This window comes from Terriglobales bacterium (genome assembly GCA_035561515.1).
Taxonomy (GTDB): Bacteria; Acidobacteriota; Terriglobia; order Terriglobales; family Acidobacteriaceae; genus DATMXP01.
The window spans coordinates 44,275-66,554 of record DATMXP010000039.1 but is presented as its reverse complement, the minus strand read 5'-3'; the positions used below and the strand labels follow the sequence as shown (position 1 = coordinate 66,554).

General features: G+C 57.2%; 18 protein-coding genes. 10 read left to right on the top strand and 8 right to left on the bottom strand.

Annotated features, from left to right (window positions below; all coding sequences use genetic code 11):
• Positions 1–221: 221 nt before the first annotated feature.
• Together smpB and VN577_16910 are read left to right on the top strand one after the other, a co-directional pair.
• A complete protein-coding gene (gene smpB / locus VN577_16915) occupies positions 222–752 on the top strand; it encodes an SsrA-binding protein SmpB (GenBank protein ID HWR16508.1) in 531 nt (176 codons plus the stop codon).
• A 36-nt stretch (positions 753–788) separates the two neighbouring features.
• A complete protein-coding gene (locus VN577_16910; protein ID HWR16507.1) occupies positions 789–2,384 on the top strand; it encodes a leucyl aminopeptidase in 1,596 nt (531 codons plus the stop codon).
• Positions 2,385–2,406: 22 nt separating this feature from the next.
• Here the strand turns inward: VN577_16910 and VN577_16905 are convergent, their stop codons facing one another.
• The 3 genes from VN577_16905 to argS all read right to left on the bottom strand — a co-directional run bounded on the left by VN577_16905 (position 2,407) and on the right by argS (position 6,553).
• The gene (locus VN577_16905) at positions 2,407–3,837 is read right to left on the bottom strand and encodes a pyridoxal-dependent decarboxylase (protein HWR16506.1); all 1,431 of its coding nucleotides are present in this window, start codon (positions 3,835–3,837) and stop codon (positions 2,407–2,409) included.
• Between the two features lie 194 nt (positions 3,838–4,031).
• Positions 4,032–4,502, bottom strand: a complete 471-nt coding sequence (locus VN577_16900; GenBank protein HWR16505.1) for a carboxymuconolactone decarboxylase family protein — start codon at positions 4,500–4,502, stop codon at positions 4,032–4,034.
• Between the two features lie 98 nt (positions 4,503–4,600).
• Positions 4,601–6,553 carry an arginine--tRNA ligase gene (gene argS, locus VN577_16895; protein HWR16504.1) on the bottom strand — a complete coding sequence of 651 codons (1,953 nt, stop codon included), beginning with the start codon at positions 6,551–6,553 and terminating at the stop codon, positions 4,601–4,603.
• Between the two features lie 148 nt (positions 6,554–6,701).
• Here argS and larC point away from each other — a divergent pair, with 148 nt between their 5' ends.
• The 5 genes from larC to VN577_16870 are packed head-to-tail and all read left to right on the top strand — an operon-like array spanning position 6,702 to position 12,447.
• A complete protein-coding gene (larC, locus tag VN577_16890) occupies positions 6,702–7,994 on the top strand; it encodes a nickel pincer cofactor biosynthesis protein LarC (GenBank protein HWR16503.1) in 1,293 nt (430 codons plus the stop codon).
• On the top strand, positions 7,987–10,041 hold the full coding sequence (metG, locus tag VN577_16885) for a methionine--tRNA ligase (GenBank protein ID HWR16502.1): 2,055 nt from the start codon (positions 7,987–7,989) through the stop codon (positions 10,039–10,041). The genes larC and metG overlap by 8 nt, the downstream gene beginning before the upstream one ends.
• Positions 10,042–10,089: 48 nt before the next feature.
• The gene (locus VN577_16880; protein HWR16501.1) at positions 10,090–10,932 is read left to right on the top strand and encodes a TatD family hydrolase; all 843 of its coding nucleotides are present in this window, start codon (positions 10,090–10,092) and stop codon (positions 10,930–10,932) included.
• Between the two features lie 16 nt (positions 10,933–10,948).
• Positions 10,949–11,443: a YajQ family cyclic di-GMP-binding protein gene (locus VN577_16875; protein HWR16500.1), complete on the top strand. Its 495-nt coding sequence runs from the start codon at positions 10,949–10,951 to the stop codon at positions 11,441–11,443.
• A 14-nt stretch (positions 11,444–11,457) separates the two neighbouring features.
• Positions 11,458–12,447 carry a polyprenyl synthetase family protein gene (locus VN577_16870; protein ID HWR16499.1) on the top strand — a complete coding sequence of 330 codons (990 nt, stop codon included), beginning with the start codon at positions 11,458–11,460 and terminating at the stop codon, positions 12,445–12,447.
• 40 nt (positions 12,448–12,487) lie between these two features.
• Here the strand turns inward: VN577_16870 and VN577_16865 are convergent, their stop codons facing one another.
• Positions 12,488–14,296: a DUF885 domain-containing protein gene (locus VN577_16865; protein ID HWR16498.1), complete on the bottom strand. Its 1,809-nt coding sequence runs from the start codon at positions 14,294–14,296 to the stop codon at positions 12,488–12,490.
• Between the two features lie 77 nt (positions 14,297–14,373).
• Positions 14,374–14,754, bottom strand: a complete 381-nt coding sequence (locus VN577_16860) for a Rid family hydrolase (GenBank protein HWR16497.1) — start codon at positions 14,752–14,754, stop codon at positions 14,374–14,376.
• Positions 14,755–14,826: 72 nt separating this feature from the next.
• Between VN577_16860 and cyaB the strand changes: the two genes are divergently transcribed.
• On the top strand, positions 14,827–15,384 hold the full coding sequence (cyaB, locus tag VN577_16855; GenBank protein HWR16496.1) for a class IV adenylate cyclase: 558 nt from the start codon (positions 14,827–14,829) through the stop codon (positions 15,382–15,384).
• Position 15,385: 1 nt separating this feature from the next.
• Here the strand turns inward: cyaB and VN577_16850 are convergent, their stop codons facing one another.
• Together VN577_16850 and secA are read right to left on the bottom strand one after the other, a co-directional pair.
• Positions 15,386–15,835 carry a hypothetical protein gene (locus VN577_16850; protein ID HWR16495.1) on the bottom strand — a complete coding sequence of 150 codons (450 nt, stop codon included), beginning with the start codon at positions 15,833–15,835 and terminating at the stop codon, positions 15,386–15,388.
• 175 nt (positions 15,836–16,010) lie between these two features.
• Positions 16,011–19,004 carry a preprotein translocase subunit SecA gene (gene secA / locus VN577_16845; GenBank protein ID HWR16494.1) on the bottom strand — a complete coding sequence of 998 codons (2,994 nt, stop codon included), beginning with the start codon at positions 19,002–19,004 and terminating at the stop codon, positions 16,011–16,013.
• Between the two features lie 181 nt (positions 19,005–19,185).
• On the opposite strand from secA, the gene VN577_16840 reads away from it, so the two are divergent.
• Positions 19,186–19,665, top strand: a complete 480-nt coding sequence (locus VN577_16840; GenBank protein ID HWR16493.1) for a hypothetical protein — start codon at positions 19,186–19,188, stop codon at positions 19,663–19,665.
• 41 nt (positions 19,666–19,706) lie between these two features.
• Here VN577_16840 and hemW read toward each other — a convergent pair whose 3' ends face one another.
• The gene (gene hemW, locus VN577_16835; protein HWR16492.1) at positions 19,707–20,894 is read right to left on the bottom strand and encodes a radical SAM family heme chaperone HemW; all 1,188 of its coding nucleotides are present in this window, start codon (positions 20,892–20,894) and stop codon (positions 19,707–19,709) included.
• Between the two features lie 125 nt (positions 20,895–21,019).
• Here hemW and VN577_16830 point away from each other — a divergent pair, with 125 nt between their 5' ends.
• Entirely contained in the window at positions 21,020–22,264 is a 1,245-nt protein-coding gene (locus VN577_16830) for a beta-ketoacyl-[acyl-carrier-protein] synthase family protein (protein ID HWR16491.1), read from the top strand.
• Positions 22,265–22,280: the final 16 nt, after the last annotated feature.

Genomic DNA, 22,280 nt, shown 5'->3' with positions numbered 1-22,280 from the left:
TAGTCGCACAAACAAAGCGAAGCTACTAGGGTGGAACGCTCGAAACCGCCGCACTTGCACGGATTTCATTCAGGCACCACCGTAGTCATCGTGACGAAGTGATAGCACAAACAAAGGTCGGATTATAGCACTCGTAAGCTGCTCAATTCGATGCAAGTATTGAGCTTTGTTGTGGTTACCTTCGGTTACTTAAATCGCTGTGCTAGCATGGAAAATTCGGTATGGCCCGCCAAGGCACGCATCAGACCAAACCCAATCCGGAGAAATCCCCGAAGCGCCAACCAACCGCTTCGGGAGTGCGCGATGCCGCGGTGAATCGCGCCGCCAGCCATAACTATTTCCTCCTGGAGAAGTTCGAGGCCGGTATTGCCCTGACGGGAACCGAGGTGAAGTCCGTCCGCGATGGCAAAGCCAACCTCAAAGACTCCTATGGGGTAGTAAAAGACAACGAATTGTGGCTGCTGAACGCGCATATCAGCCCCTACTCCCACGGCACCTATAACAACCACGAGGCATTGCGCACCCGTAAATTGCTGGTCCACCGGGAAGAAATCCGGAAATTGATCGGCAAAACACAGCAAAAAGGCCTGACGCTGATCCCAATCAGGCTGTATTTCAAGAATGGCCGCGTGAAGGTCGAACTTGCCCTGGCAAAAGGCAAACAGCAGTGGGACAAGCGTGAAACCGAACGTCGCCGGACGGCTGACAAGGAAGCTCGCGAGGCGGTAGCCCGGTCTCGAAAGGCCGGTTAGGGCTGCGGGCCAAAACGAGATTAAAGGAAGAAAAGCATGAATATTCATCTTCATTTGCAATCACCAGCAGACCTCGTAACGGAATGCTTTGCGGTCCCTGTTCTGGACCACGGAGAGGGATCGGCGAACCAACCCAAACTCCTCTGCAACGACCCGGGGGTGTTCGAGGCGGCCAAGGAAGTCCTGCATTCCGGCGAGGTGACGGGAAAGAGCTTTGAGACGACGCTGATCCATCGTCCGCACGGACTCAAAGCAAAAAGGCTGTTACTGATCGGCGGCGGCAAGGCGAAGAACTTCGGCGCTGCCGAGATGCGTCGCCTCGCCGGGACGGCTGTTCGCTTCATGAAGCCACGGGCGCTGCGCTCTGTGGCTATCTTCGCCCCGGAGATCGCAGGCGGAGCCGTTGATGCGATTCGCTGCGTCGTCGAGGGATCGCTGATCGGGAACTTCGATCCGGACACGTACAAAAGCGATCGCAAGGACCAGAGCGTGAATGATGTCACCATCGTCACCAGCGCTGACAAGGCTGTTGCCGAACAGGCGGTGAAGGAGGGTCGGATCATCGGCGAGTCACAGAACTACACGCGCGTGATGGTGAATGAGCCGAGCAATCGTCTGACACCGACCAAGATGGGCGAATTCGCCAAGCAGATGGCGAAGGAAACCGGTATCAAGTGCGAAGTCTATGGCGCCGACAAGATCAAAGACCTGAAGATGGGCGCATTCTGGAGCGTTGCCCAGGGGTCGGAAGAGCCCCCGGCACTGATCGTGATGACATACGAACCGGAGGGCGCGCCGGCTTCACCAGTACTCGGACTGGTCGGTAAAGGCATTACATTCGACACCGGCGGCATCTCCATCAAGCCTAGCGACGGCATGGAAAAGATGAAGTACGACATGGCCGGAGGCGCAACGATGATCGGAGCGATGCGGGCAATTGCCATGCTGAAGCCGAAGGTGAAGGTAATCGGGATCGTCTGCGCGACCGAAAACATGCCCTCGGGCAAAGCCCAGAAGCCCGGCGATGTGCAGATCGCGATGTCGGGTAAGTCGATCGAGATCATCAACACCGATGCGGAGGGTCGGCTGGTTCTGGCCGACGGCCTGCACTATGCGCGTCAGTTGGGAGCGACACACCTAATCGACGCGGCGACACTGACCGGCGCGTGCGTGATTGCGCTTGGATATGTCAACGTTGGTGTCTTCGCGAATGATGACGGCATGGCGAAAGCATGGAGCGAAGCGCACAAGCGTGCAGGCGAAAAGATGTGGCGGTTGCCGCTGGATGCGGATTACTTCGAATCGATTCGGTCCAATATTGCCGACATTATGAACAGTGGCGGCCGTTGGGGCGGAGCTGTGACAGCAGCGATGTTCCTGAAAGAGTTCGTGGCAGATACGCCGTGGATCCATCTGGACATCGCCGGTACGGCTTGGATCGAAGACAACAAAGCTTGGATCGCGAAAGGGCCCTCTGGCATTGCGGTTCGGTCAATTATCGAGTTCACACAAGAGTTGGCCGGTGGTGGCGTCAGCGGAGGCACCGTTGGCTTCACGGGCGGCACACAGGAGAAGTCGCAGCCCGGAACGAAAGCGGCAAAGGAACGCTCCGATAAGGGCGCGGGACTATAACTGCCGCGAGGTTGTGAATCGGTCAGCCCACGGGCTGACCGATTTTCTTGCTCGTTGCGAGAAGAGATTGTTGCGCGCGCTGAATGCCTTCCAGCGTGCGCTTCACGTCGTCGGCGGACGTCTGCCAGTTGGAGACGCTGATACGCATGGCCCGGCGACCTTTCCATGTGGTCCCAGAAAAGAACGATGTTCCTTCGCGGTCGATCTCGGCAATCGTGCGGTCGTTCCAAGCGTCGGACGGCTGGCCCGAGGGATCGAGGAACGCAACGACTCCCTGGTTGATGATGGGACGCGAAAGGACCTCCACGTTTTCCATTTGCGACAGGCCGTCGACGATCGCAGCGGCGCAATCGCAGGTGCGCTCGACGAGTTCACGGACACCATTGCGCCCGAGTTCGCGGAGTGCGGCATAGCTGGCGAATCCGCGAGCACGACGGGAGAAGTCGAGATTGAAGTCGAGCGGATCGCGGGCCTCGTCCTGATGAGACAGATAGTGCGCCTGATATGTCATAGAAGCCCGGTGTGGCTCAGGGTGCGCCACGAAGGCATAGCCACAATCGTAGGGGACGTTGAGCCACTTATGTCCGTCGGTGGCCCAGGAATCGGCGTTGGAGATACCGCGGACAAGATGCTGCAATCGAGGGCTGGCCGCGGCATACATACCAAAAGCGCCGTCAACGTGGGTCCATGCCTGGTAGCGGCGGGCAATCGGGATCAGGGCTTCGAAGTCGTCGAAGCTGCCGGTATTTACGTCCCCTGCCTGAAGGAGGACGATGGCCGGCGAACCCTTAGATTCCTTCAGCGCCTGTTCCAGAGCTGCCGGTTCAAGTTGGCCGGAGTTGCTGGTGGCGAGCGATGTAATCGATGCATCGCCGAGACCGAGTAGCCGAAGGGAGCGGTCAATGGTGGCGTGCCGCTCCCCACAAAAAACGCGGATCGCCGGGGATCCGGCAAGACCCTTACGCTCGACGTCCCAACCGTGCTGCTTCAGCAATGATGATCGCGCCGCAGCAAGACAGGTGGTATGGGCCATCTGACAGCCGGTGACCAGCGCGAACGAAGCACTCTGCGGGAGGCCGAAAAGATCCTTCAGCCACACGCCCACTGCTTCTTCGACAATCGCCGCGGCGGGACTGACGGCGTACATGCCTGCATTCTGGTCCCATGTGGACGTAAGCCAATCTGCGGCAAGCGCCGAAGGAAGCGATCCGCCGATTACCCAGGCGTAGAAGCGCGCATTGGCGGAGTTATTCAGTCCTCCCGCGACGTCGCGGGCAAGATCGCGAATGACGTCGACTGGTTCTGTTCCATGGGAGCTCAGTTCTTTGCAGAGGCGCTGGCGTAAATCGTCGAGCGACGAAGTGGCGCCCACGGGAAGCGTGTCCAGTTCCTGTAAGTATTGGAGTGCTTCATGGAGTGTCTGCTGCAGTACCAGGTTGAAATCCTTGCGCATGCCTTCCTCAAAAAAGGGGCGTTAGTGGCATCCTCATTAACTCGCAAAGCACGCAACCGCGTACTTGGCAGGCACTGAGATGTTCCTGAAATGTTTCTGAACCGCCATCCCCGTAATGAAGTGTAATCCCATCCTTCCTGGCAGACGAGAAGGATGGGACGGCAATCGCTGTTGATGTGACTACCAGGTTGTCACTAGCTGGCTTTGGCGGCTTGAGGTTTGTAATTACCAGGCTGCGCGCGGAAGGTGATGGCAAGGCGGTTCCACGAGTTGATCGCGATGATCGCCCAGGCAAGGTTCACGACCTCTTGTTCGCTGAAGTGCTCTCGAACATGGTCGTAGACGGAGTCAGGGACGTGAGTATCGGAAATGCGCGTCATCGCTTCAGTGAGTGCCAGCGCCGCGCGCTCACGTTCGCTGAAGAACGGCCCTTCTTCCCATGCATTGAGGGCATAAATTCGCTGTTCGGTTTCGCCGTGCGCACGCGCGTCGATTGTGTGCATGTCAATGCAGTACGCACAGCCGTTGATCTGCGAAGCACGGATTTTGATCAGCTCAAGAATGGTTGGATCGATGCCGGACTTATTTACTTCGGTCTGGAGTTGAAATAGGGCGCGAGACTGAGCCGCGGAAAGCTTGGCGTAATTTTCGATGCGAGCGGGCATTTCGTCCTCCAAATCATCGGATTCGGGCTATGGGTAGGACGATTCACGGAATCGTCTGCGGTGAGCAAGCGCGCCGTTACTCGCACCGAAGAGTGTTGCTACATCACCGGAGGCACAACAATTCCCATCACTCCTAGCACGCGGATCAACTCGCGGCGTACCACTGCTGCTGTCGCCAGCAGAAACTTCTTCCGCTGCTCATCGGCCTCGGTGAGGATGTGGTGCCTGTGGTAGAAGTTGTTAAACTGCTGCGCCAGTTGAAACGCGTGCTTCGCCAGACAGGCCGGTTCCGTAGTGTTGATGCACTGCTCGATGATGGATGAGGTCTGTGAAGCAATGAGCCAGAGCTCCCAGATCTCTGTGCCGGTTTCGCCTGCCAGGAATCGGCCGTAGTCCGCAGCCGTGAGCGCGGCCTCGGGTGTGGTATTGGCTTTGCGGAAGATGTTGGTGGCGCGCACAACGGCGTACTGCGCATATGGTCCGGTTTCGCCTTCGAAGCTCAGAGCTTCCTTGAAGTCGAAAGCGATGACGCTGGTCTTTGTGAACTTGAGCATGAAGTAGCGCAGCGCGCCTACGGCAATCTTCGTGGCGATGTCGATGCGCTCGAGTTCCTGCAACTCAGGATGGCGGACGTCGACTTCCTTCTTGGCGGTGGCGATCAGGCGGTCGATGAGGTCATCGGCCTTCACGCCGAAGCCACGCCGGCCCGAGACCTCGATAAAAGCCTTACCCATTTCGTCTTCGGAAAGCGGATAGCCCAACTCCTGCGCGCAGCGCGGCGTGAGCGCCACCATTTCGTACGAGAAGTGAGTGTAATGATGGGCGGCATCGGTGTAACCCAGCAGTGTGAGTGCATCCACGACTGTGTTCTGGGCCTCCGATTGGCGCGTATCGATGACGTTGTAAATCGCCGCGGAATCGCCAAAATGCGGATGGTTCTTCTCGCCATCTTCCGCCGAAATCCAAACCTCCTTGCCGTTCGGATACTGGTGGAACTTGCGATATCCGAAGTCGCGTCCGAGTTTGCCGAATTTCCAGAGGTGATAGGCGATGTCCTTGCCGACATATCCGACTGTGCCATTGGAGCGCACGATCACCTTCTGATCTTCATCGGTCAGTTCGTCGGCACTCTTCCCTGCTGCCGACGGACGCCGCATCACCCAACATCCGGCGTTCTTGCCCTGTTCTTCCTTGGTGAGCACGCCTTTTTCGACCATCTGCTTGAAGGCGAGTTCCCAGAAATGCAGGTGCAGGATCTCGCTCTCGCGCGGCAAGAAGTCGTACTCAATATCCAGACGCTCCATGGTTTCGAGATGGCGCCGGAGCACGGCGGTGGCGATGATGTCAGCCAGTTGCGCGATTTCGTTGTTGCCCTGCTCAATGGCGTGCAGCGTGTCCAACCGCTTCTTTAGATTAGCTTTGTCCTGCTCGTACCACTGCGAGGCACGGGCGTAGACGTCCCAGCAGAGATAGTCGAAGCGCTTGGATTTGGTGAGCTGCTCGATGTCGGCGTTGCTCTTCTTTTCCAGTTCTCGGAAACCGACTACGACGTCGGCAACTTGCACTCCGGTGTTGTCGATATAGTTCTGCACATCAACCGGGTAGCCGCTGGAACGCAGGAGCCGGACGAAAGTGTCTCCCAGGATGGCATTGCGCAGGTGCCCTATATGCGCGGCCTTGTTCGGATTGATCGAGCTGTGCTCGACGAGAATCTTCTCTTTTTCTGTGTGCCCGGGCGGCGGAGCTTGGCCTTGTATCAGCGCGCTGGCGACCTGAGTCCGGTTGAGACGGGCGTTGATATACCCGGCACCGGCGACTTCGAGTTTCTCAAAGCCTTCGATCGGACCGATGTTGGCGACGATCTCTTCGGCGATCTTCCGTGGAGCCTTGCGCAGCTTTTTCGCCAACTCGAAGGAGAGCGGAAGGGCGTACTCGCCGAACTCTACCTTGGGCGGCTGCTCGATGACGATATTGTCTAATTCGACCTGGAAATGGTCGCGGAGAAATTGCCGGACGCGCTCAGATAAAACGTGCTGGAAATGAAGGTACAAGGTGTATGAAGTCCCCGTAAGCTGCTGAAGAAACAGCGATTATATCAGGCGGAAACTTACTTCGACGTTTGACGGAGCACCGCGCGAAACCTATGATGAGAAGTTTGAACGTGCGCAGCCGGGCACGTTTGTTTCACGGTCCATTCTTATGCGAATCGCTTACCTGGAGTGCTTTTCCGGAATCAGCGGCGACATGTTTCTTGGCGCGCTGGTGGACGCCGGAGTGTCTCCCGAGACGCTGGAAGAAGCGGTGCGCGCGCTGAACCTGGGTGCCCGACTGGAAGTGAAAAAGGTGATGCGAAGCGGCATCGCCGCCATCAAGGTGGATGTCTGGGTCGGTGACGAGAAAGAAGGCCCAGCGGAAGATCATCAACATCATCACTCGCACGAGCATGCGCACGGACATGATCACGCTCACAAGCACAGCCATTCCCTTGACGATGCTCATCATCACGAACATTCGCATGGGCGCAGCCTGAACGACATCAGGAAGATCATTTCGTCCGCGACCATCAACGACAGCGCAAAACAACAGGCACTGGCAATTTTTCAGGCACTGGGCGAGGCGGAAGCCAAGATTCACAACACCACGATCGAGAAGATCCATTTCCATGAGGTGGGCGCGGTCGATGCAATCGTCGATATCGTTTGTGCGGCTGTTGGAAGCGAAGCCCTTGGCGTGGACGCATGGATTTGTTCGCCGATCAACGTCGGTTCGGGCACCGTTCAGTGCGCACACGGAAGGCTCCCTGTTCCCGTGCCGGCCGTAGTTGAAATGCTGAAGGGCGTGCCCGTGTATTCGTCGGGGATCGAAAAGGAACTGACCACACCGACGGGAGCAGCCATCGTGAAGACGCTCGCTTCGCGCTTCGGTACAGCAGCGTACAAAATCGAAAAGTCCGGCTACGGCGCGGGTTCGCGTGATATGCCGGGACAACCAAACGTGTTGCGGATTACCGTAGGCGAATCCGGCGTCGACTCTCATGCGGCTACGCCTGAGACGATTTCGGTGCTCGAGGCCAACCTCGACGACCTGAATCCGCAGGTCTTCGGCTATGTCATGGACCGCCTCTTCGATTCCGGTGCCCTCGACGTCTTCGGCACCCCGGTGCAGATGAAAAAAGGGCGCCCCGGAATGCTGCTCACTGTCCTCGCACGTACAGAAGACACGCAGAAGTTGACGAAGATCATCTTCGCCGAAACGACGACGCTCGGCATTCGAATGCGTGAGGAGCGCCGCGAGATACTTACGCGCCGTGCCATGTCGGTGAAGACGCAATGGGGCGAAGTTCGAATGAAGGTCGCGAACCTGAATGGCACGGTGACGAATTACGCGCCGGAATATGAAGACTGCCGGCGCATCGCTTCCGAAAAGGGCGTGCCGCTGAAGGCGGTAATGCAGGAAGCAATCAAGGTTTATCTGGATCAGCAGAATGGATAGAAAGTTCTATCTCACTACACCGATTTATTACGTGAATGCGCGTCCGCATATTGGACACGCATACACCACCATCGTCTGCGACTCGGTTGCGCGGCGCCAGCGCATGCTCGGCGCGGACACCTACTTCCTCACTGGAACCGACGAGCACGGCATCAAGATTGAACGTGCAGCGCAGACGGCAGGCATCACCCCGAAAGCATTAGCCGACGATGTGGCCATGCACTTCAAGGCGACGTGGGATCGGATGGGGATCACCTACAACGATTTCATCCGCACCACCGACGAGCGTCACAAGAAAGGTGTGCAGCACCTGTTCCGAGTGCTGCGCGACAAAGGGTTCATCTACAAGGGCAAGTACACCGGCCAGTATTGCGTGTTCGACGAGTTGTTCGTGGACGCCGCCGGGCCAGGCGCTCCGTGCCCCGAGTGTGGTCGCCCCACCGAAACCGTCACGGAAGAAAATTACTTCTTCAAACTGTCGGCCTTCGAAGACAAATTGCTGAAGCTGTACACGGAGAATCCGAACTTCATTCAGCCGGAAACGCGCCGCAATGAGGTGATTTCGTTCGTCCGCAGCGGACTGCGCGATCTTTCGGTATCGCGTAGCAGCTTCAAGTGGGGCATCCCAGTTCCGGACGATCCGGAGCACGTGATTTACGTTTGGCTTGACGCGCTCTCGAACTACATCACGGCCCTTGGCTTCGGGTCGGATGATGATTCGAAATTCAAGAAGTATTGGCCCGCGGACGTGCACTTCATCGGGAAGGAAATCGTTCGTTTCCATTGCGTGTACTGGCCAGCGTTCCTGATGGCTGCCGGAATTTCTCTTCCGAAGCGGATTATCGCGCACGGATGGCTGTTATTTGAGCAAAGCAAGATGTCCAAGTCGCGCGGAAATATTGTGCGCCCGGACACAATCCTGGACGTTCTTGGCGCCGACGCCATGCGCTACTTCCTGCTGCGCGAAGTGGTATTCGGTCAGGATGGATCGTTCTCGTTCGATGCGCTGGTGCAGCGGTTTAATGCCGATCTCGCCAACGGCCTCGGGAATGCGGCCAGCCGCACGCTCACCATGATCGACCGCTACTTCAAGAGCGAAATCCCGTATCCATCGGCGACAGCAACACGCACCGAAGCCGACAAGGCAATGGCGGAACTGGCAACTAGGACGATCGAAGAGACGAACCGACTTTTCGACGAGTACCAGTTCTCGAAGGCGCTGGAGACCATTTGGGGGCTGATCGGCGCTGTCGACAAGTACATCAAGGACAACGAGCCCTGGACGCTTGGCGATAAAACCGACGACGCAAGCCGCTCACGCCTGGCAACGATCTTGTACACGTCGGCAGAAGCACTCCGAATCGTGACGACACTTTCGCATCCGGTGATTCCGGAATCGACGGCAAAGATCTTTACGCAGCTTGGACTGGGAGATATCACCAAGGTCCGGCTCGATCAATTGAAATGGGGACAACTGGAGGTCGGCACCAAGCTGGGTAAAGTGGAACCGGTGTTTCCGCGTGCCGACAAATCAGTGATTGAAAGAATGCAAAACCTCGAAGAGCAGAACAAGCAAACCGTAGCGCCACAGGCGCAGGCAGCCGCAGCTGAACCGGCAGGGGCCGGGGCACAGGCCGGTCAGCCGGCGGCACAATCGGCAGCGGGTCCAACGGAAGCTGCCCCCGCAGCAACAAGTCCATATGCCGCGCCGATGGAGAAGATCACCATCGACGACTTCCTGAAGGTCGATCTGCGAGTTGCGCAGATCAAGGTCGCCGAAAAGGTAAAGGGCGCAGACAAGCTCTTGCGGTTGGAAATCGACCTCGGCTACGAACAGCGGCAGATTCTAGCCGGAATCGCGAAAGCGTACGATCCGCCGGAGCAGCTTGTCGGTCGGAAGATCATCATCGTCGCCAACCTTCAGCCCCGCAAGATGCGTGGGTTGGAGTCGAACGGCATGTTGCTGGCCGCATCGTTGGGCGAGGAAGGCAAGCCGATCCTCGCAAGTTTCCTGGAGGAAGTACCACCCGGGGCGAAACTGAAATAGCGTGATCCGTGGTTCGTGACCGGAGAGCCACGAATTACGAGCCACCATATGCTCGTTGATTCCCATTGCCATCTTGAAGGGCCGAGGTTCGCAGAAGACCGCGCGGACGCGCTTCGCCGTGCACACGAAGCCGGTATCGTCGCGTTGCTCGCGATCGGGAATGGCGATGGGCCCGACACTGCCGATTGCGCCGTCAAGTTCGCGGAAGCACAGGTAGCAGGCGAGTTCCCTTCCACGCCAAAAATCTATGCGTCTGTCGGCGTACATCCGCACGAAGCCCGGCTGGCGGACGCCGCTGCCCTCATGCGGCTGGAACAATGGGCGAAAAGTCCGCATGTAATTGCCTGGGGGGAAATTGGGCTCGACTACCACTACGATCATTCGCCGCGAGACGTACAGCAGCGCATCTTTGTAGAGCAGATGGAGATGGCGAAATCGGCTAGGTTGCCGATCATCATCCACAATCGACCGTCGGACAATTCTGAGAACGCTTGGGACGACCTTCTCCGACTCCTCCGTCAGCATTGGGCGACGAGTGGACTCGGTGGAATCCTGCATTGCTTCACCGGCGAGAAACATCATGCGACGTCGGCATTGCACATGGGTTTCATGATTTCGTTCGCCGGAAACGTTACGTATCCTAAGGCCATGAACATCCAGGAGGTCGCCCGAATGGCGCCACTGGAGAGGATTCTGGTGGAAACCGATTCGCCTTACCTGGCGCCCATACCCTGGCGTGGCAAAAGGAATGAGCCCGCGTACTTAGCGGAGACAGTGAAGTACATAGCGACAATTCGGGGCTTGACGGCAGAAGACTTGGGGCGTCAGACCGCGGAGAATTTCTACCGCTTCTTCAAACTCGAAATTCCAACCGGGGAAATCGTGCGATAGCGTACACTAGAAGTTTATGCCGGAGAACACCTTCGACATCGTCAGCAAGATAGACCACCAGGAAGTGAGCAACGCCGTCCAGCAGGCGCTGAAGGAGATCCATACGCGCTTTGACCTGAAGGACTCGAAGTCCGACATCACGCTGGACAAGGACTCGATCACGCTCGCCTCCGCGGATGAATACAAACTGAAAGCCGTTAACGACGTGCTCCAGGGGAAACTGGTGAAGCGCGGCGTTCCTCTCAAGGGGTTGAATTACGGTACGATTGAGCCTGCCGCGGGCAGCACCGTGCGTCAGAAGATCACGATGCAGCAGGGGATCCCGATCGAAAAAGCACGCGAGATCGTGAAGGCCATCAAGGACACAAAGAAGAAGGTCCAGGCATCGATCCAGGGTGATTTGGTGCGCGTGAGCGGCAAGGACCGCGACACGCTGCAGGAAATTATCACCCTCCTGCGTAACAAGGATTTCGGCATCGACATGCAGTTTACAAATTATCGCTCTAGTTAACGGGGAAACGGGGCTTGGCCACACCGGCAACAGGAAACGCGAAGGAAGTTTTCGATCTGCTGCGCGACGATCTCGCCGCTATCGAGCGGGAATTCGGACGCGGAACGGTCTCGAACGTGAAGGTCATCACGGAGATCGGTGAATACCTTCGTGCTGGAGGCGGAAAGCGCCTGCGCCCTGCCCTTTTATTGCTGTCAGCGCGGCTTTTCGAGCGCACAGGACGGACGCCGGTACGACTTGGAGCTGTGGTCGAAATCATCCACACCGCCACACTCGTTCACGACGACATCATTGACGAAGCTCAGACCCGCCGGGGACGCGCCGCCGCCAACACCCAGTGGGGCAACTCGAAATGCGTCCTTGCCGGTGACTGGCTCTACATGCAGGCCTTCAAGATCGCTCTTGAAGAGCGCAATCTGCGGATTCTCGACGTCCTAATCGAACTGACGCAGCAGATGGTGGAGGGCGAACTGCTCCAGATGCAGACGCTCGGCAAGTCGGTTTCGATGGACGAGTATCTCGATCTGATCTATCGGAAAACGGCCTGCCTGTTTTCCGTTTGCATGCGACTGGGCGCAATCGTGGGCAACGGCACCCCGGAGCAGGAAGAGAAACTCGGGTCGTACGGGAGAAATCTCGGCATGGCGTTCCAGATAGTGGACGACGTGCTCGATCTCACCGCGTCGGAAGAAGTGCTGGGCAAGCCAGTAGCCAGCGATCTACGCGAAGGCAAGGCAACGATGGCAGTTATCCACGCCATGGAGAATTGCACTCAAGCCGAGCGGTCGAAAATCAAAACCGTGCTTCATGAGCGGAAGTTCAACGGCGTGAGCCATTCGGAAATTCTCGACATCCTGACCCGCTACGGATCGCTGGATTACGCTATCGCGCGGGCCACCGAGTACGCCGAAACGGCGAGCAAGGCAATCTGTTCCTTCCCCGACTCAGAAAGCAAGCGGGCCCTGTTATGGGCGCCCGAGTTCGTGGTCGCGCGCGAAAAATAAAGGCGACCCTTTTCGGATCGCCCCTTCACTTCCGTTCGAACTAGTTCAGTCGCGCCACCTTATTCCCCTGCATCTCCGGCACAAACTGGTCCATCACCGCTTTGCGGAGCAGGTTCGGCGGCAGTAACCCCTGCGACAAGATGAAGTCATGGAACTTGTGGGCGTCGAATTTCTTTCCGAGCGCCTTCTCCACATCACTGCGCAGGGCGACTAGTTTCGTGTAGCCGTAAAAGTATGAGGTCGCCTGTCCGGGTGAGCGGAACGTGTAGCGCTGCACTTCGCTCGTCGCCATGGCGTCCGACAGCACAACGTCGTCTGTCAGCACTTTGTGCGCCTGTTCCGGTGTCACTTTGCCCATCTGGAGTTCGGGATCAAGGAATGCCCGGGCAGCGCGGTGCAGCCGGAACTGCAGCGATACCAATTGCCCTTCCAGCGGCATATAGGGGAGCAGTATCTTCTCGGCGTAAAGGCCCCACCCTTCCACGTTGGTGCTGTTGAACGCGTACAAAGCACGTGCGATCGAGATACCGTTCTCCACCATCGCGTCGAACTGTAGCTCGTGCCCAGGACGACCCTCGTGCGCGGTCAGTGTCCACGAAGCGGCGGCGTACGTGAAGTCGTCGAACTTTTGTTCCTTCCCCTTTTCCTTCGACGGGAAACTCAACGGAAGAACGAATTCTCCTGCTTCTCCGGTATTTCCAATCAGGCGTGGCGGACGCATATTGGGAGCCGGCACGGCGGCGCTTTCCGCCTCGCTCGCCAGACGTATACGCATCGGGCGCGACGGCAGCGTCACCAGTTTCTCTCGCCGGATGATGTCTTCAATTTCACCGATACGCTTTTTGTAGTTGGCCAGGATCGATTCGCCCGTCCACTGCTCTTTCTTCAACTCGCGAATAACATCGCGGTAATCGGTCGATTTCCAGCCACGCTGGCTGGCGATCTTCGGCGCCAGGGCTTGCATTTCCTTCTGGATATCGTTGAAGGCGGCATGCGCCACATCGGCGAGTTGTTGTGGCGGCAAGTCCACGCCAACCCGCTCCAGCGAGTACGCGTAAAGCTCCGGAGGAAGCCGGAAATCTGTTCGGGCTTTGGGCAATACCTTCGCGCGCACAAAGTCGTTGTATTCGGCCAGTTGTGCTTTCAACTTCGCCAAGGGTTCTTCGTAACCCGTGATCCCGTATTTCTTAAATAGACCCTCAATTCCGCTTATGAACGAGGACCCGTTGGCGAGATCTGTTTCCAGTTCTCCCTTAAAAGGACCGATTCGACCTGGAAGATTGAGCTTTTCAGCAATATGCGCTTCTGCCAGTTTTGTGACAGGGGTATAGCCTTCTTCCATTCCGGCGTATTTACGCAACCGGACAAGTGCCGCTTTGCGGCGTTCGGGAGCGATCTGGTCATCCAGCAGAGATCTCAGACCGTAGAACACGGTTCGGTTCATGTCGAAGTAAGGTATTTCTAGTCTCTCGGAAAGATCGATGCCGTGAATGTCCTTTTTGGCATTGTCGATCATGATCGCGAGGTCCTGGCGTACGTGCTCGTCCTTTTCCTTCGCAAGCCTGGACTGAAGTTCCTCGATCGCAGCCAGCAGATCCTTTTTGTACCTTTGTTCACGGTTCGGCTTGAGGTCGAAGATCTGCTCGTCAACCCCGTCCACCCCGCTCTGCTGAGCACCTTCGGGGTTGTACCTAGCTTCCAGGTCTAGCAAGACCTTGGCATTTTCGTTGCTGCGCTGGACCCAGGCAGGCACCACGTGCGAGACTCCTTGCTTCTCCTGCGCCATCGTGAACGAGCACGTAAATGAAAGCGCCGCAATTGCCCCGAGCAGGGCGCGAGTTATCTGCATTCCAATGTTCTCCAAATTGTGAGCGTCTCCCGAAAACCGAATCTATTCCAAGAATAGACGATTGGTGTTCCGTTAGGTTATGTACGCACTGCAATCCCCTGAAGTTCGAACCTGCCGTTGCGCAGGAGCGGTCCGGAACCGATGAATGCCCGAGCGGGCAGCGGGCCTTTGAAGCAAGCGCGATAGCGTTCATTGAATTGGTCAAAAAGTGAGAGATCCGGGCAGAATATCTGTACGTACACGAGGTCGTCCATCGTTAGACCGGCCGTTGCGAGCACATCTTGCACGCCATCGAGCAGCAAGGTAATCTCCGCGTCGACATTCTCGGGCACCACGCCCGTCTTCGGGTCGATTCCAATACGGCCGGAAAGGTAAAGAGTATTTCCGACAAGGACAGCGTCGCTGAACGGCAGGTTGTGCCGGCGGTCGGGAAGGTTGATATGCCTTGTTTCCTGCAAAGATTCCTCCTGCTGAGGCTATTTAGATGTGTACTTAGGAATCCGGCTGCAGATTCGGTACACTTGCCCGCAATGCCGAGCGAAGTCGAAGTCAAATTCCATGTCGACGATTTGAACGCACTGCGCGAGCGTCTGCAGAAAATTGGGTTCCAGGAGATTACGCCCCGGACGCACGAATTCAACACTCTCTATGACAGCAACGGACGCCTGCGGCGTCGTGGCGAGTTGCTGCGTATCCGGAAATATGGCGACCGCTGGGTGCTGACTCACAAGGCCAAGTCACACGACGCACGACACAAAACGCGATTGGAGACGGAGACAAGAATCGAAGACGGAGAGGCTCTGGGCAGGATTTTCGAATCACTCGGATTCGATCCGCAATTCAGCTACGAGAAGTTCCGTAGTGAGTGGACTGATGGGCAAGGCCACGTCGTACTCGACGAAACCCCCATCGGCGACTTCGGCGAGATCGAGGGTAGCCCCGGCTGGATCGATGCCATCGCACAAAAGATCGGAGTAGACGAAGCCAACTACATCACCAAGAGCTACGCAGATCTCTTCTTCGACTGGACGAACAAACACAACAGTTGGGCCAAAAACATGACCTTCGCCGAAGTCAAATCGAAATAGCCTAGGCGGCTGTGTGAGCCAGACGCTGCCTGGCTTCGCTGTACCCAACACTGGCGTAATAGATCGCCCGATCGTAAAAGTTCGTCAGCGCCTGCAGAAACTCCAACTCACCGTACAGGGCGAGCGCACCGTCCGACATCGCCTCTCGCCGCAAATAAGCCCAGAGATGTTCCTTGGTCATCAGCATGGAGGCAAGAAACTGGTGCAACGGGACCTCTGCCGCGCGCCGTGCCCCTAGCTCCTTGTAACGGACTTCCACGTCGCTGTCGGTCTTCGTCATCAGCCACTCGCCCAGGTTCTGATAGACCTGGAGCACGGCTTCGCGCAGCTCGTACACGGGTATCTCCCGGTACGCCGTGGTGCGTTCCGATGTTTGCAGCTTCTGAACAAGGCTGTCAGCCAGTTGTTCCGAATGAGATTCGATCAGTCTAACCAGTCGAAGAGCTACCATACTTTTTCGATGAGGGCGCCCCGCTTGTGGATCGATAAAATGTTGTTATACGAACAATAAACGGGGGCTGCCATCCTCGCCTCCACATCATGTACTAACCCCGTCAGAAGGCGAATGACTCACAAAACGAAAGCCCCAGCCGAATTTCGACTGGGGCCTTCAGTTGCCTTTTAAATCAGGCGTTTATACCGCAACACTTTTTGTACTTCTTGCCTGATCCGCATGGGCAGGGATCGTTGCGTCCGACCTTTGCGGCCGCACGAACCACCTGCTGCACCTGTCCGGCATCACCCGAACCCGCCATGCGCGCCTGCTGTAGCTCGCGCTTTTTCTTGCGAAGGAATTCTTCTTCCAGATCGTCCACGCTGGTCTGGTGACGCCGCGGACGGCGGCCGTCGCCATCATGGCCATGTTCAACCACAGGTTGCGGTGCCTGCTGCGCCTGTTGCTGATCCGCACCAATCACCTGCATCAGGTACAGATATCGCGTGGTGTCTTCTTCGAAGCGCGACATCATGTCTTCGAACATGCTGAAGGATTCTTTCTTGTACTCTACAAGCGGATCGTGCTGCCCATAGCCGCGCAGTCCGATGCCTTCCTTCAGATGATCCATGTTCAACAAGTGCTCTTTCCAAAGTTGGTCGAGCACGCTGAGCATGATCATGCGCTCGTGATAGCGCATCGCTTCAGAACCGATCAGTCTCTCCTTGGCCTCGTAGCGCTCCTTCAGCTTTTCGAAGACGCGGTCACCAAGTTCCTGACGGCTGAGTTGAGTGGCATCTATGCCTTCAGCCAGGATGTCCACACCAAAGCGGGTGAAGATCGCATCCTTCAGGCCCTTGGTATCCCAATCCTCGGGATGGACGTCCTTATCGGCGAACTTGTCCATCTGCTGGCCAAGGATGTCAGCCACGTAGTCTTCCAGGATGAGGTCTTTCTGATCGAGCCCTTCAAGCAGTTGATGACGAAGGCTGTACACCGCCTCGCGCTGCTTGTTCATGACGTCGTCATACTCAAGCAGGTGTTTACGGGCTTCGAAGTTCTGTGCTTCGACCGCCTTCTGGGCTGCTTCAATACGGCGCGTGATCAACCCGGACTCGATCGGAATTCCTTCTTCCATCCCCAGCCGTTGAAGCAGGTTGCTGACCCACTCCTTGGCGAAGATCCTCATCAGGTCATCTTCCAGAGACAGGTAGAAGCGGGAGGAACCCGGGTCGCCCTGGCGGCCGGCGCGTCCGCGAAGCTGGTTGTCGATGCGCCGCGCTTCGTGCCGCTCCGTGCCGAGGATGTGCAGGCCTCCGGCACTCACGACCTGCTGGTGCTCGGCGTCCGTCTCCGATTTGTAACGGGCGAAGGTGCTCTCCCACTCAGAGGTCGGACACTCAAACTCCGCACCCTGGTAGTACCAGAGCGTAATTCCCTCGCGATGCCGGTGCTCAATTTCGCCGCCCGTCTGTTGAACGGCGGTGGCGATGCCCTTCTTGACCAGTTCCTGCTTCGCCATGAATTCAGCGTTGCCGCCAAGCAAGATGTCCGTGCCGCGGCCGGCCATGTTGGTGGCAATCGTTACCATGCCCAGACGCCCGGCCTGTGCAACGATTTCAGCTTCCTTCTCGTGGTATTTGGCGTTCAACACCACGTGCTTCACGCCTTTGCGCTTCAGAATGTCGGAGAGCCGCTCGGACTTTTCGATCGAGGTAGTACCGACCAGGATCGGCTGCCCTTTTTCGTGCAGTTTCGCAATCTCGTCGGAAACCGCGAAATACTTCTCCTTCTCCGTCCGGTAGACGATGTCTGGATTTTCAACGCGCAAAAGTGGGCGGTTCGTCGGGATGACAACTACTTCCAACTTGTAGATCTTGTCGAATTCCGGAGCTTCCGTTTCCGCCGTACCGGTCATGCCGGCCAGTTTCTTGTACATGCGGAAGTAGTTCTGGAAGGTGATGGTGGCGAGCGTCTGGTTCTCGCGCTCGATCTTGACGTTTTCCTTCGCTTCGATCGCCTGGTGCAGGCCGTCGGACCAGCGGCGTCCCGGCATCAGTCGACCGGTGAACTCATCAACGATGATGACTTCACCATCTTTCACCACGTACTCGACATCGCGGCGATACAGCGCATGGGCTTTGACGCCGGTCTCCACGTGGTGTTTCAGGTCCCAGTTCTCAGGATCGGCGATGTTGTCGATCCCGAGCATCTGCTCAACTTTCGCCCAACCTTCTTCCGTGATCGTGATCGTCTTGTGCTTCTCGTCCACGACGAAGTCGCCCGTGTACTGCTTCGGCTCACCCTGTGGAACGGGGATTTCCTCGCCCTTCTCCATCCGGGGAATGATCTTGTTGACGCGAGCGTACTTGTCGGTGGATTCCTCACTGGCGCCGCTGATGATCAGCGGAGTCCGGGCTTCGTCGATCAAGATCGAGTCAACTTCGTCCACGATGGAGAAGTTGTGCCCGCGCTGCACGCAGTCGCGCAGGTCGAACTTCATGTTGTCGCGGAGATAGTCGAATCCGAACTCGTTGTTGGTGCCGTACGTAACATCGGCCCCGTAAGCGGCACGGCGCTCTTCGTCATCGAGATCGTGGATGATAACTCCGACCGTCAATCCGAGGAAGGTATAGATCTTGCCCATCCACTCGGAGTCGCGCTTCGCCAGGTAGTCGTTGACCGTGACCACGTGGACGCCACGTCCGGGCAGTGCGTTGAGGTACACGGGGAGGGTAGCCACCAAGGTCTTACCTTCACCGGTTTTCATTTCGGAGATCTTGCCCTGGTGCAGAACCATGCCGCCGATCAACTGCACATCAAAGTGACGCATGTTCAGGATGCGGCGTCCGGCCTCGCGCACGACGGCGAAAGCCTCAGGCAAAAGCTCGTTCAGAACTTCGTTCTCGATGCGGCGCTTTTCGTCATCAAGCGTCTTGGCGCGGGAAAGGTCATTGACTTCCCCGTTTTCCTCGTCGACCGTGGCAGTTTGCGTTTCGAGCGACATGTGCTTGGTACGCTCGACGATGCGCTGGCGAAACTCTTCTGTCTTGGCACGCAACTCGTCGTCAGAAAGCTTCTGCATCTCCGGTTCCAGCGCGTTGATCTGCTGGACCACGGGCATCATCTTCTTGATTTCCCGCTCGTTCTTGGTACCGAAAACCTTACCTAAAAGGGTGTTGATCAAGCTGTTTTTTCCTTGTGCGGATCAGCGGAACTGGTCTTCAACCGTTTGCCCTTGCTACAGGGCAGTTCAGGGCACAGTAGTCCTCCATATAGGCTATCACGCTACTCAGGTATTAGATGACCTTGCGGGGCGAACGGCGCGGGAGTCGAACAGGTATAATTTCCGGCAAGAAGGGGTGAGCATGAAATCCGCACGTGTCATTTGGCTCGTAGTTCTCGTCTTTGCCGGCGTCCTGCTGGCGCAGGTCGCAAAAGAGTTTGGTTCCAAGGACTCCTCGAAATGGACTGCCACCACCCAGGAATCCGCCACGAACGACGCCCAAAAGGAATGGCTGAACAAAGGAAAAGCCGAGACCATCCAGGGAGAAGTGGTAGACGTCTCCTGCTACATGCAGCTTGGTAAGACCGGCGAAAAGCACATGGATTGCGGCGCCAAATGCGTACGCAACGGACAGCCCATTGGCATCCTGACCTCGTCGAAGGAGCTTTACCTCGTCATCCCGGAAGAACATCATCCGCGGCGTGACGGGCAGACCAACATCCGAGATGCCTTTGCCGCCCAGATGGGCAAGCAGGTAAAGGTCACTGGAATGGTCCAGCAAACGCCCCAGGGCAAGGCCATCTTTGTCAGCAACATGGAAGTGCAGAAGGCTGGAGCTTAGCTCCGTTTTCCGGAAGCCGGTCGGTTCGCCGACCGGTTTCTCTATTTTTGGACGGAAGTTCCGATTAATCGGGAGAAAACCTCGTTGGACACCAGTCGGCCCCGTGCCGTCAGCCTCACGTAGCCATCCTCAACTTCAATCAGGCCAACCTCAGCCATTTCCGCCAGTTCCTCCCGAAACGCGATGTTGGCGGCTGTGCCGTAACGCTCTGCAAGTTCCTCCAATTCCACCCCCCTAACCGTGCGCATGCCCAGAAAGAAAGCCTCTTCGATGGCCGCATCAAGGCTGATGGGGGTAGTCTCCACGGTTGCGCCGGATACGTACTGCTCCAGGTTGTCGCTGGTTGCGAATCGCACGGCGTCGAGGCCCGTCCCGGTCGGGGCTGGAAGCATGGAATGAGCGTCGACTCCAAAGCCGAAATACGGCTGACGGGTCCAGTATTTTAGGTTGTGCTTCGATTGCCAGACGTCTCGGGCGAAGTTAGAAATTTCGTATTGGCACACCCCGGCACCGTTCAGGCTCTCAACTGCGCGTTCGTATAAATCGGCGGTCAAGTCATCATCGGGAACGTGATGGGCATGGTAGCGAGTGCCTCCGGCGATCAGTTCTCTTCCCAAGCGCGAATCTTCATCAACCTCGAGCATGTATACGCTCGCGTGGGGCACGCCTGTCCCTATGGTCTGCGATAAGGACTGCTCCCAGCTTTCGCGTGTTTGGTGCGGAAGGCCAGCTATCAGGTCGATACTGATATTTGTGATCCCCGCTGACCGAAGCCGCTCGATCTCTTCCAGTGTCACCTGTCGGGTGTGCAGACGCGCGACGCTGGACGCTTCTTTATCGATGAACGACTGCACACCCAGGCTGACCCGGTTAACGCCGCAATCGAGCAGGGTTTCGATGACTTCATGCGTCAGCGTGCCGGGGGCGCATTCGACAGTGACTTCCGCATTCGGCTCTACCGTGAAAGTGTTTCGGACTGCCTCGAAGATGCGCTTCAACTGTTCGGGTTCGAGCAGGGTGGGCGTACCCCCGCCCAGATAGATGGAGTCAGCCTCGCGCTCCCATTCACCGCCGACCTGAGCGGCTAGTCTCTCGGAAGCGGAAATATCCGCAACGATTCGATCCACGTAGCGTCTGAAGACCTGCTTGGAGAAGACGCCCGAGGCGAAGTTGCAGTATGAGCATTTCGTCTTGCAGAACGGGATCGAGATGTAGATGCCGAGGGGCACATCCAAAGTATCTCAGTTTTTCGGTATGTCGGTTCATCAGTTCTGGCAAAGCCGCTTACAAACGAATGCCAACCCCTCCAGAGCTTACTGACAGACTGATGAACTGATAGACTGACGAACTCTTCATGAAGCGCGTCGTCATCACCGGCATGGGGGTTGTTTCCCCCAACGGCATCGGAAACCAGGCCTTTACCGAAGCCGTGCTCGCGGGCAACAGTGGGGTGCGGCGTATTTCCCGGTTCGATCCCAGCGAACTCGCCGTACAGATTGCCGGCGAAGTACCGGATTTCAATGAGGAAGCCTGGTACGACCCCTTTGAGCGCAAGCATGTGTCGCGCTCGGTCCCGATGGCGATCTGTGCCACCGCCGAAGCGCTCGCCGATTCCGGCCTGAATCCCGACTCCATGTCGATCGACGACAAGCGGCAGGTCGGTGTCGTCCTCGGTACAGGCGGCGGTGCGCAGGACTTTTCCGAAGCCCAATACATCAGCTGGCTGACCGGCAAGGAACGGCAGGCGAGCCTCTACGCCATCCCGAGCGGCACGATGGGGACGATGTCGAGCGAAATTAGCATGCGCTTTGGATTCCGCGGCATGTCGCAAGTAGTGACCAGCGGCTGCACGTCTTCTACGGACGCCATCGGATACGCCTATCGCCAGATCCAGGCAGGAGTCTTGCCCATGATCGTGACCGGCGGCGTGGATACACCAATAGCGTTGGGCATCGTGAAGGGCTTTTGCCTTATGCGAATCATGACCAGTTCCTGGAACCACGCGCCAGAACGTGGCTCGCGCCCATTTACGGCGAATCGCGATGGCTTCGTGCTTGCCGAAGGCTCATGGATGTTTGTGCTCGAGGAACTGGAACACGCCCGAGCTCGGGAGGCGAAAATCTACGCGGAGGTCGCCGGTCACGGTTCGACATGCGAGGCTTTCCACCGTGTTCGCCTCGAGAGTCCCGAGGAGCCCGCTCGCGCGATTCAATTGGCTTTAGGGGAAGCAGGAATAACCTCAAGCGATATCCAGTACGTCAACCTGCACGGTACCTCGACGGTTCTGAACGACCGCATCGAAACTCAGGCAATGAAGATTGCCTTCGGCACCCGCGCCTACAAGATCCCCATGTCGTCATTGAAATCCCAGATCGGACATCCTCAGGGTGCGTGCGGAGCCGCTGGAGTGGCCGCTACCCTCATTGCGATGGAGTGCAGCCAACTTCCGCCCACGATCAACCTCGATTTGCCCGATCCGGAATGCGATCTCGACTACATCCCGGAATCGGGCCGGCGAGCGAAGGTCGAACATGCCGTCTGCAACTGCATTGCCTTCGGATCGAAAAACTCCGCATTAGTCCTTCGCAAAGTCAGTTGAGTTAAATTCCTGCGCC

Bases quoted from the DNA above. Each gene is read 5' to 3' on its own strand.
- larC (HWR16503.1), top strand. From the start codon at position 6,702: ATGCGAATCGCTTACCTGGAGTGCTTTTCCGGAATCAGCGGCGACATG.
- VN577_16840 (HWR16493.1), top strand. From the start codon at position 19,186: ATGAAATCCGCACGTGTCATTTGGCTCGTAGTTCTCGTCTTTGCCGGC.
- smpB (HWR16508.1), top strand. From the start codon at position 222: ATGGCCCGCCAAGGCACGCATCAGACCAAACCCAATCCGGAGAAATCC.
- VN577_16865 (HWR16498.1), bottom strand. From the start codon at position 14,296: ATGCAGATAACTCGCGCCCTGCTCGGGGCAATTGCGGCGCTTTCATTT.
- VN577_16850 (HWR16495.1), bottom strand. From the start codon at position 15,835: ATGGTAGCTCTTCGACTGGTTAGACTGATCGAATCTCATTCGGAACAA.
- cyaB (HWR16496.1), top strand. From the start codon at position 14,827: ATGCCGAGCGAAGTCGAAGTCAAATTCCATGTCGACGATTTGAACGCA.
- VN577_16880 (HWR16501.1), top strand. From the start codon at position 10,090: ATGCTCGTTGATTCCCATTGCCATCTTGAAGGGCCGAGGTTCGCAGAA.
- VN577_16910 (HWR16507.1), top strand. From the start codon at position 789: ATGAATATTCATCTTCATTTGCAATCACCAGCAGACCTCGTAACGGAA.
- VN577_16830 (HWR16491.1), top strand. From the start codon at position 21,020: ATGAAGCGCGTCGTCATCACCGGCATGGGGGTTGTTTCCCCCAACGGC.
- VN577_16875 (HWR16500.1), top strand. From the start codon at position 10,949: ATGCCGGAGAACACCTTCGACATCGTCAGCAAGATAGACCACCAGGAA.
- VN577_16905 (HWR16506.1), bottom strand. From the start codon at position 3,837: ATGCGCAAGGATTTCAACCTGGTACTGCAGCAGACACTCCATGAAGCA.
- metG (HWR16502.1), top strand. From the start codon at position 7,987: ATGGATAGAAAGTTCTATCTCACTACACCGATTTATTACGTGAATGCG.
- VN577_16900 (HWR16505.1), bottom strand. From the start codon at position 4,502: ATGCCCGCTCGCATCGAAAATTACGCCAAGCTTTCCGCGGCTCAGTCT.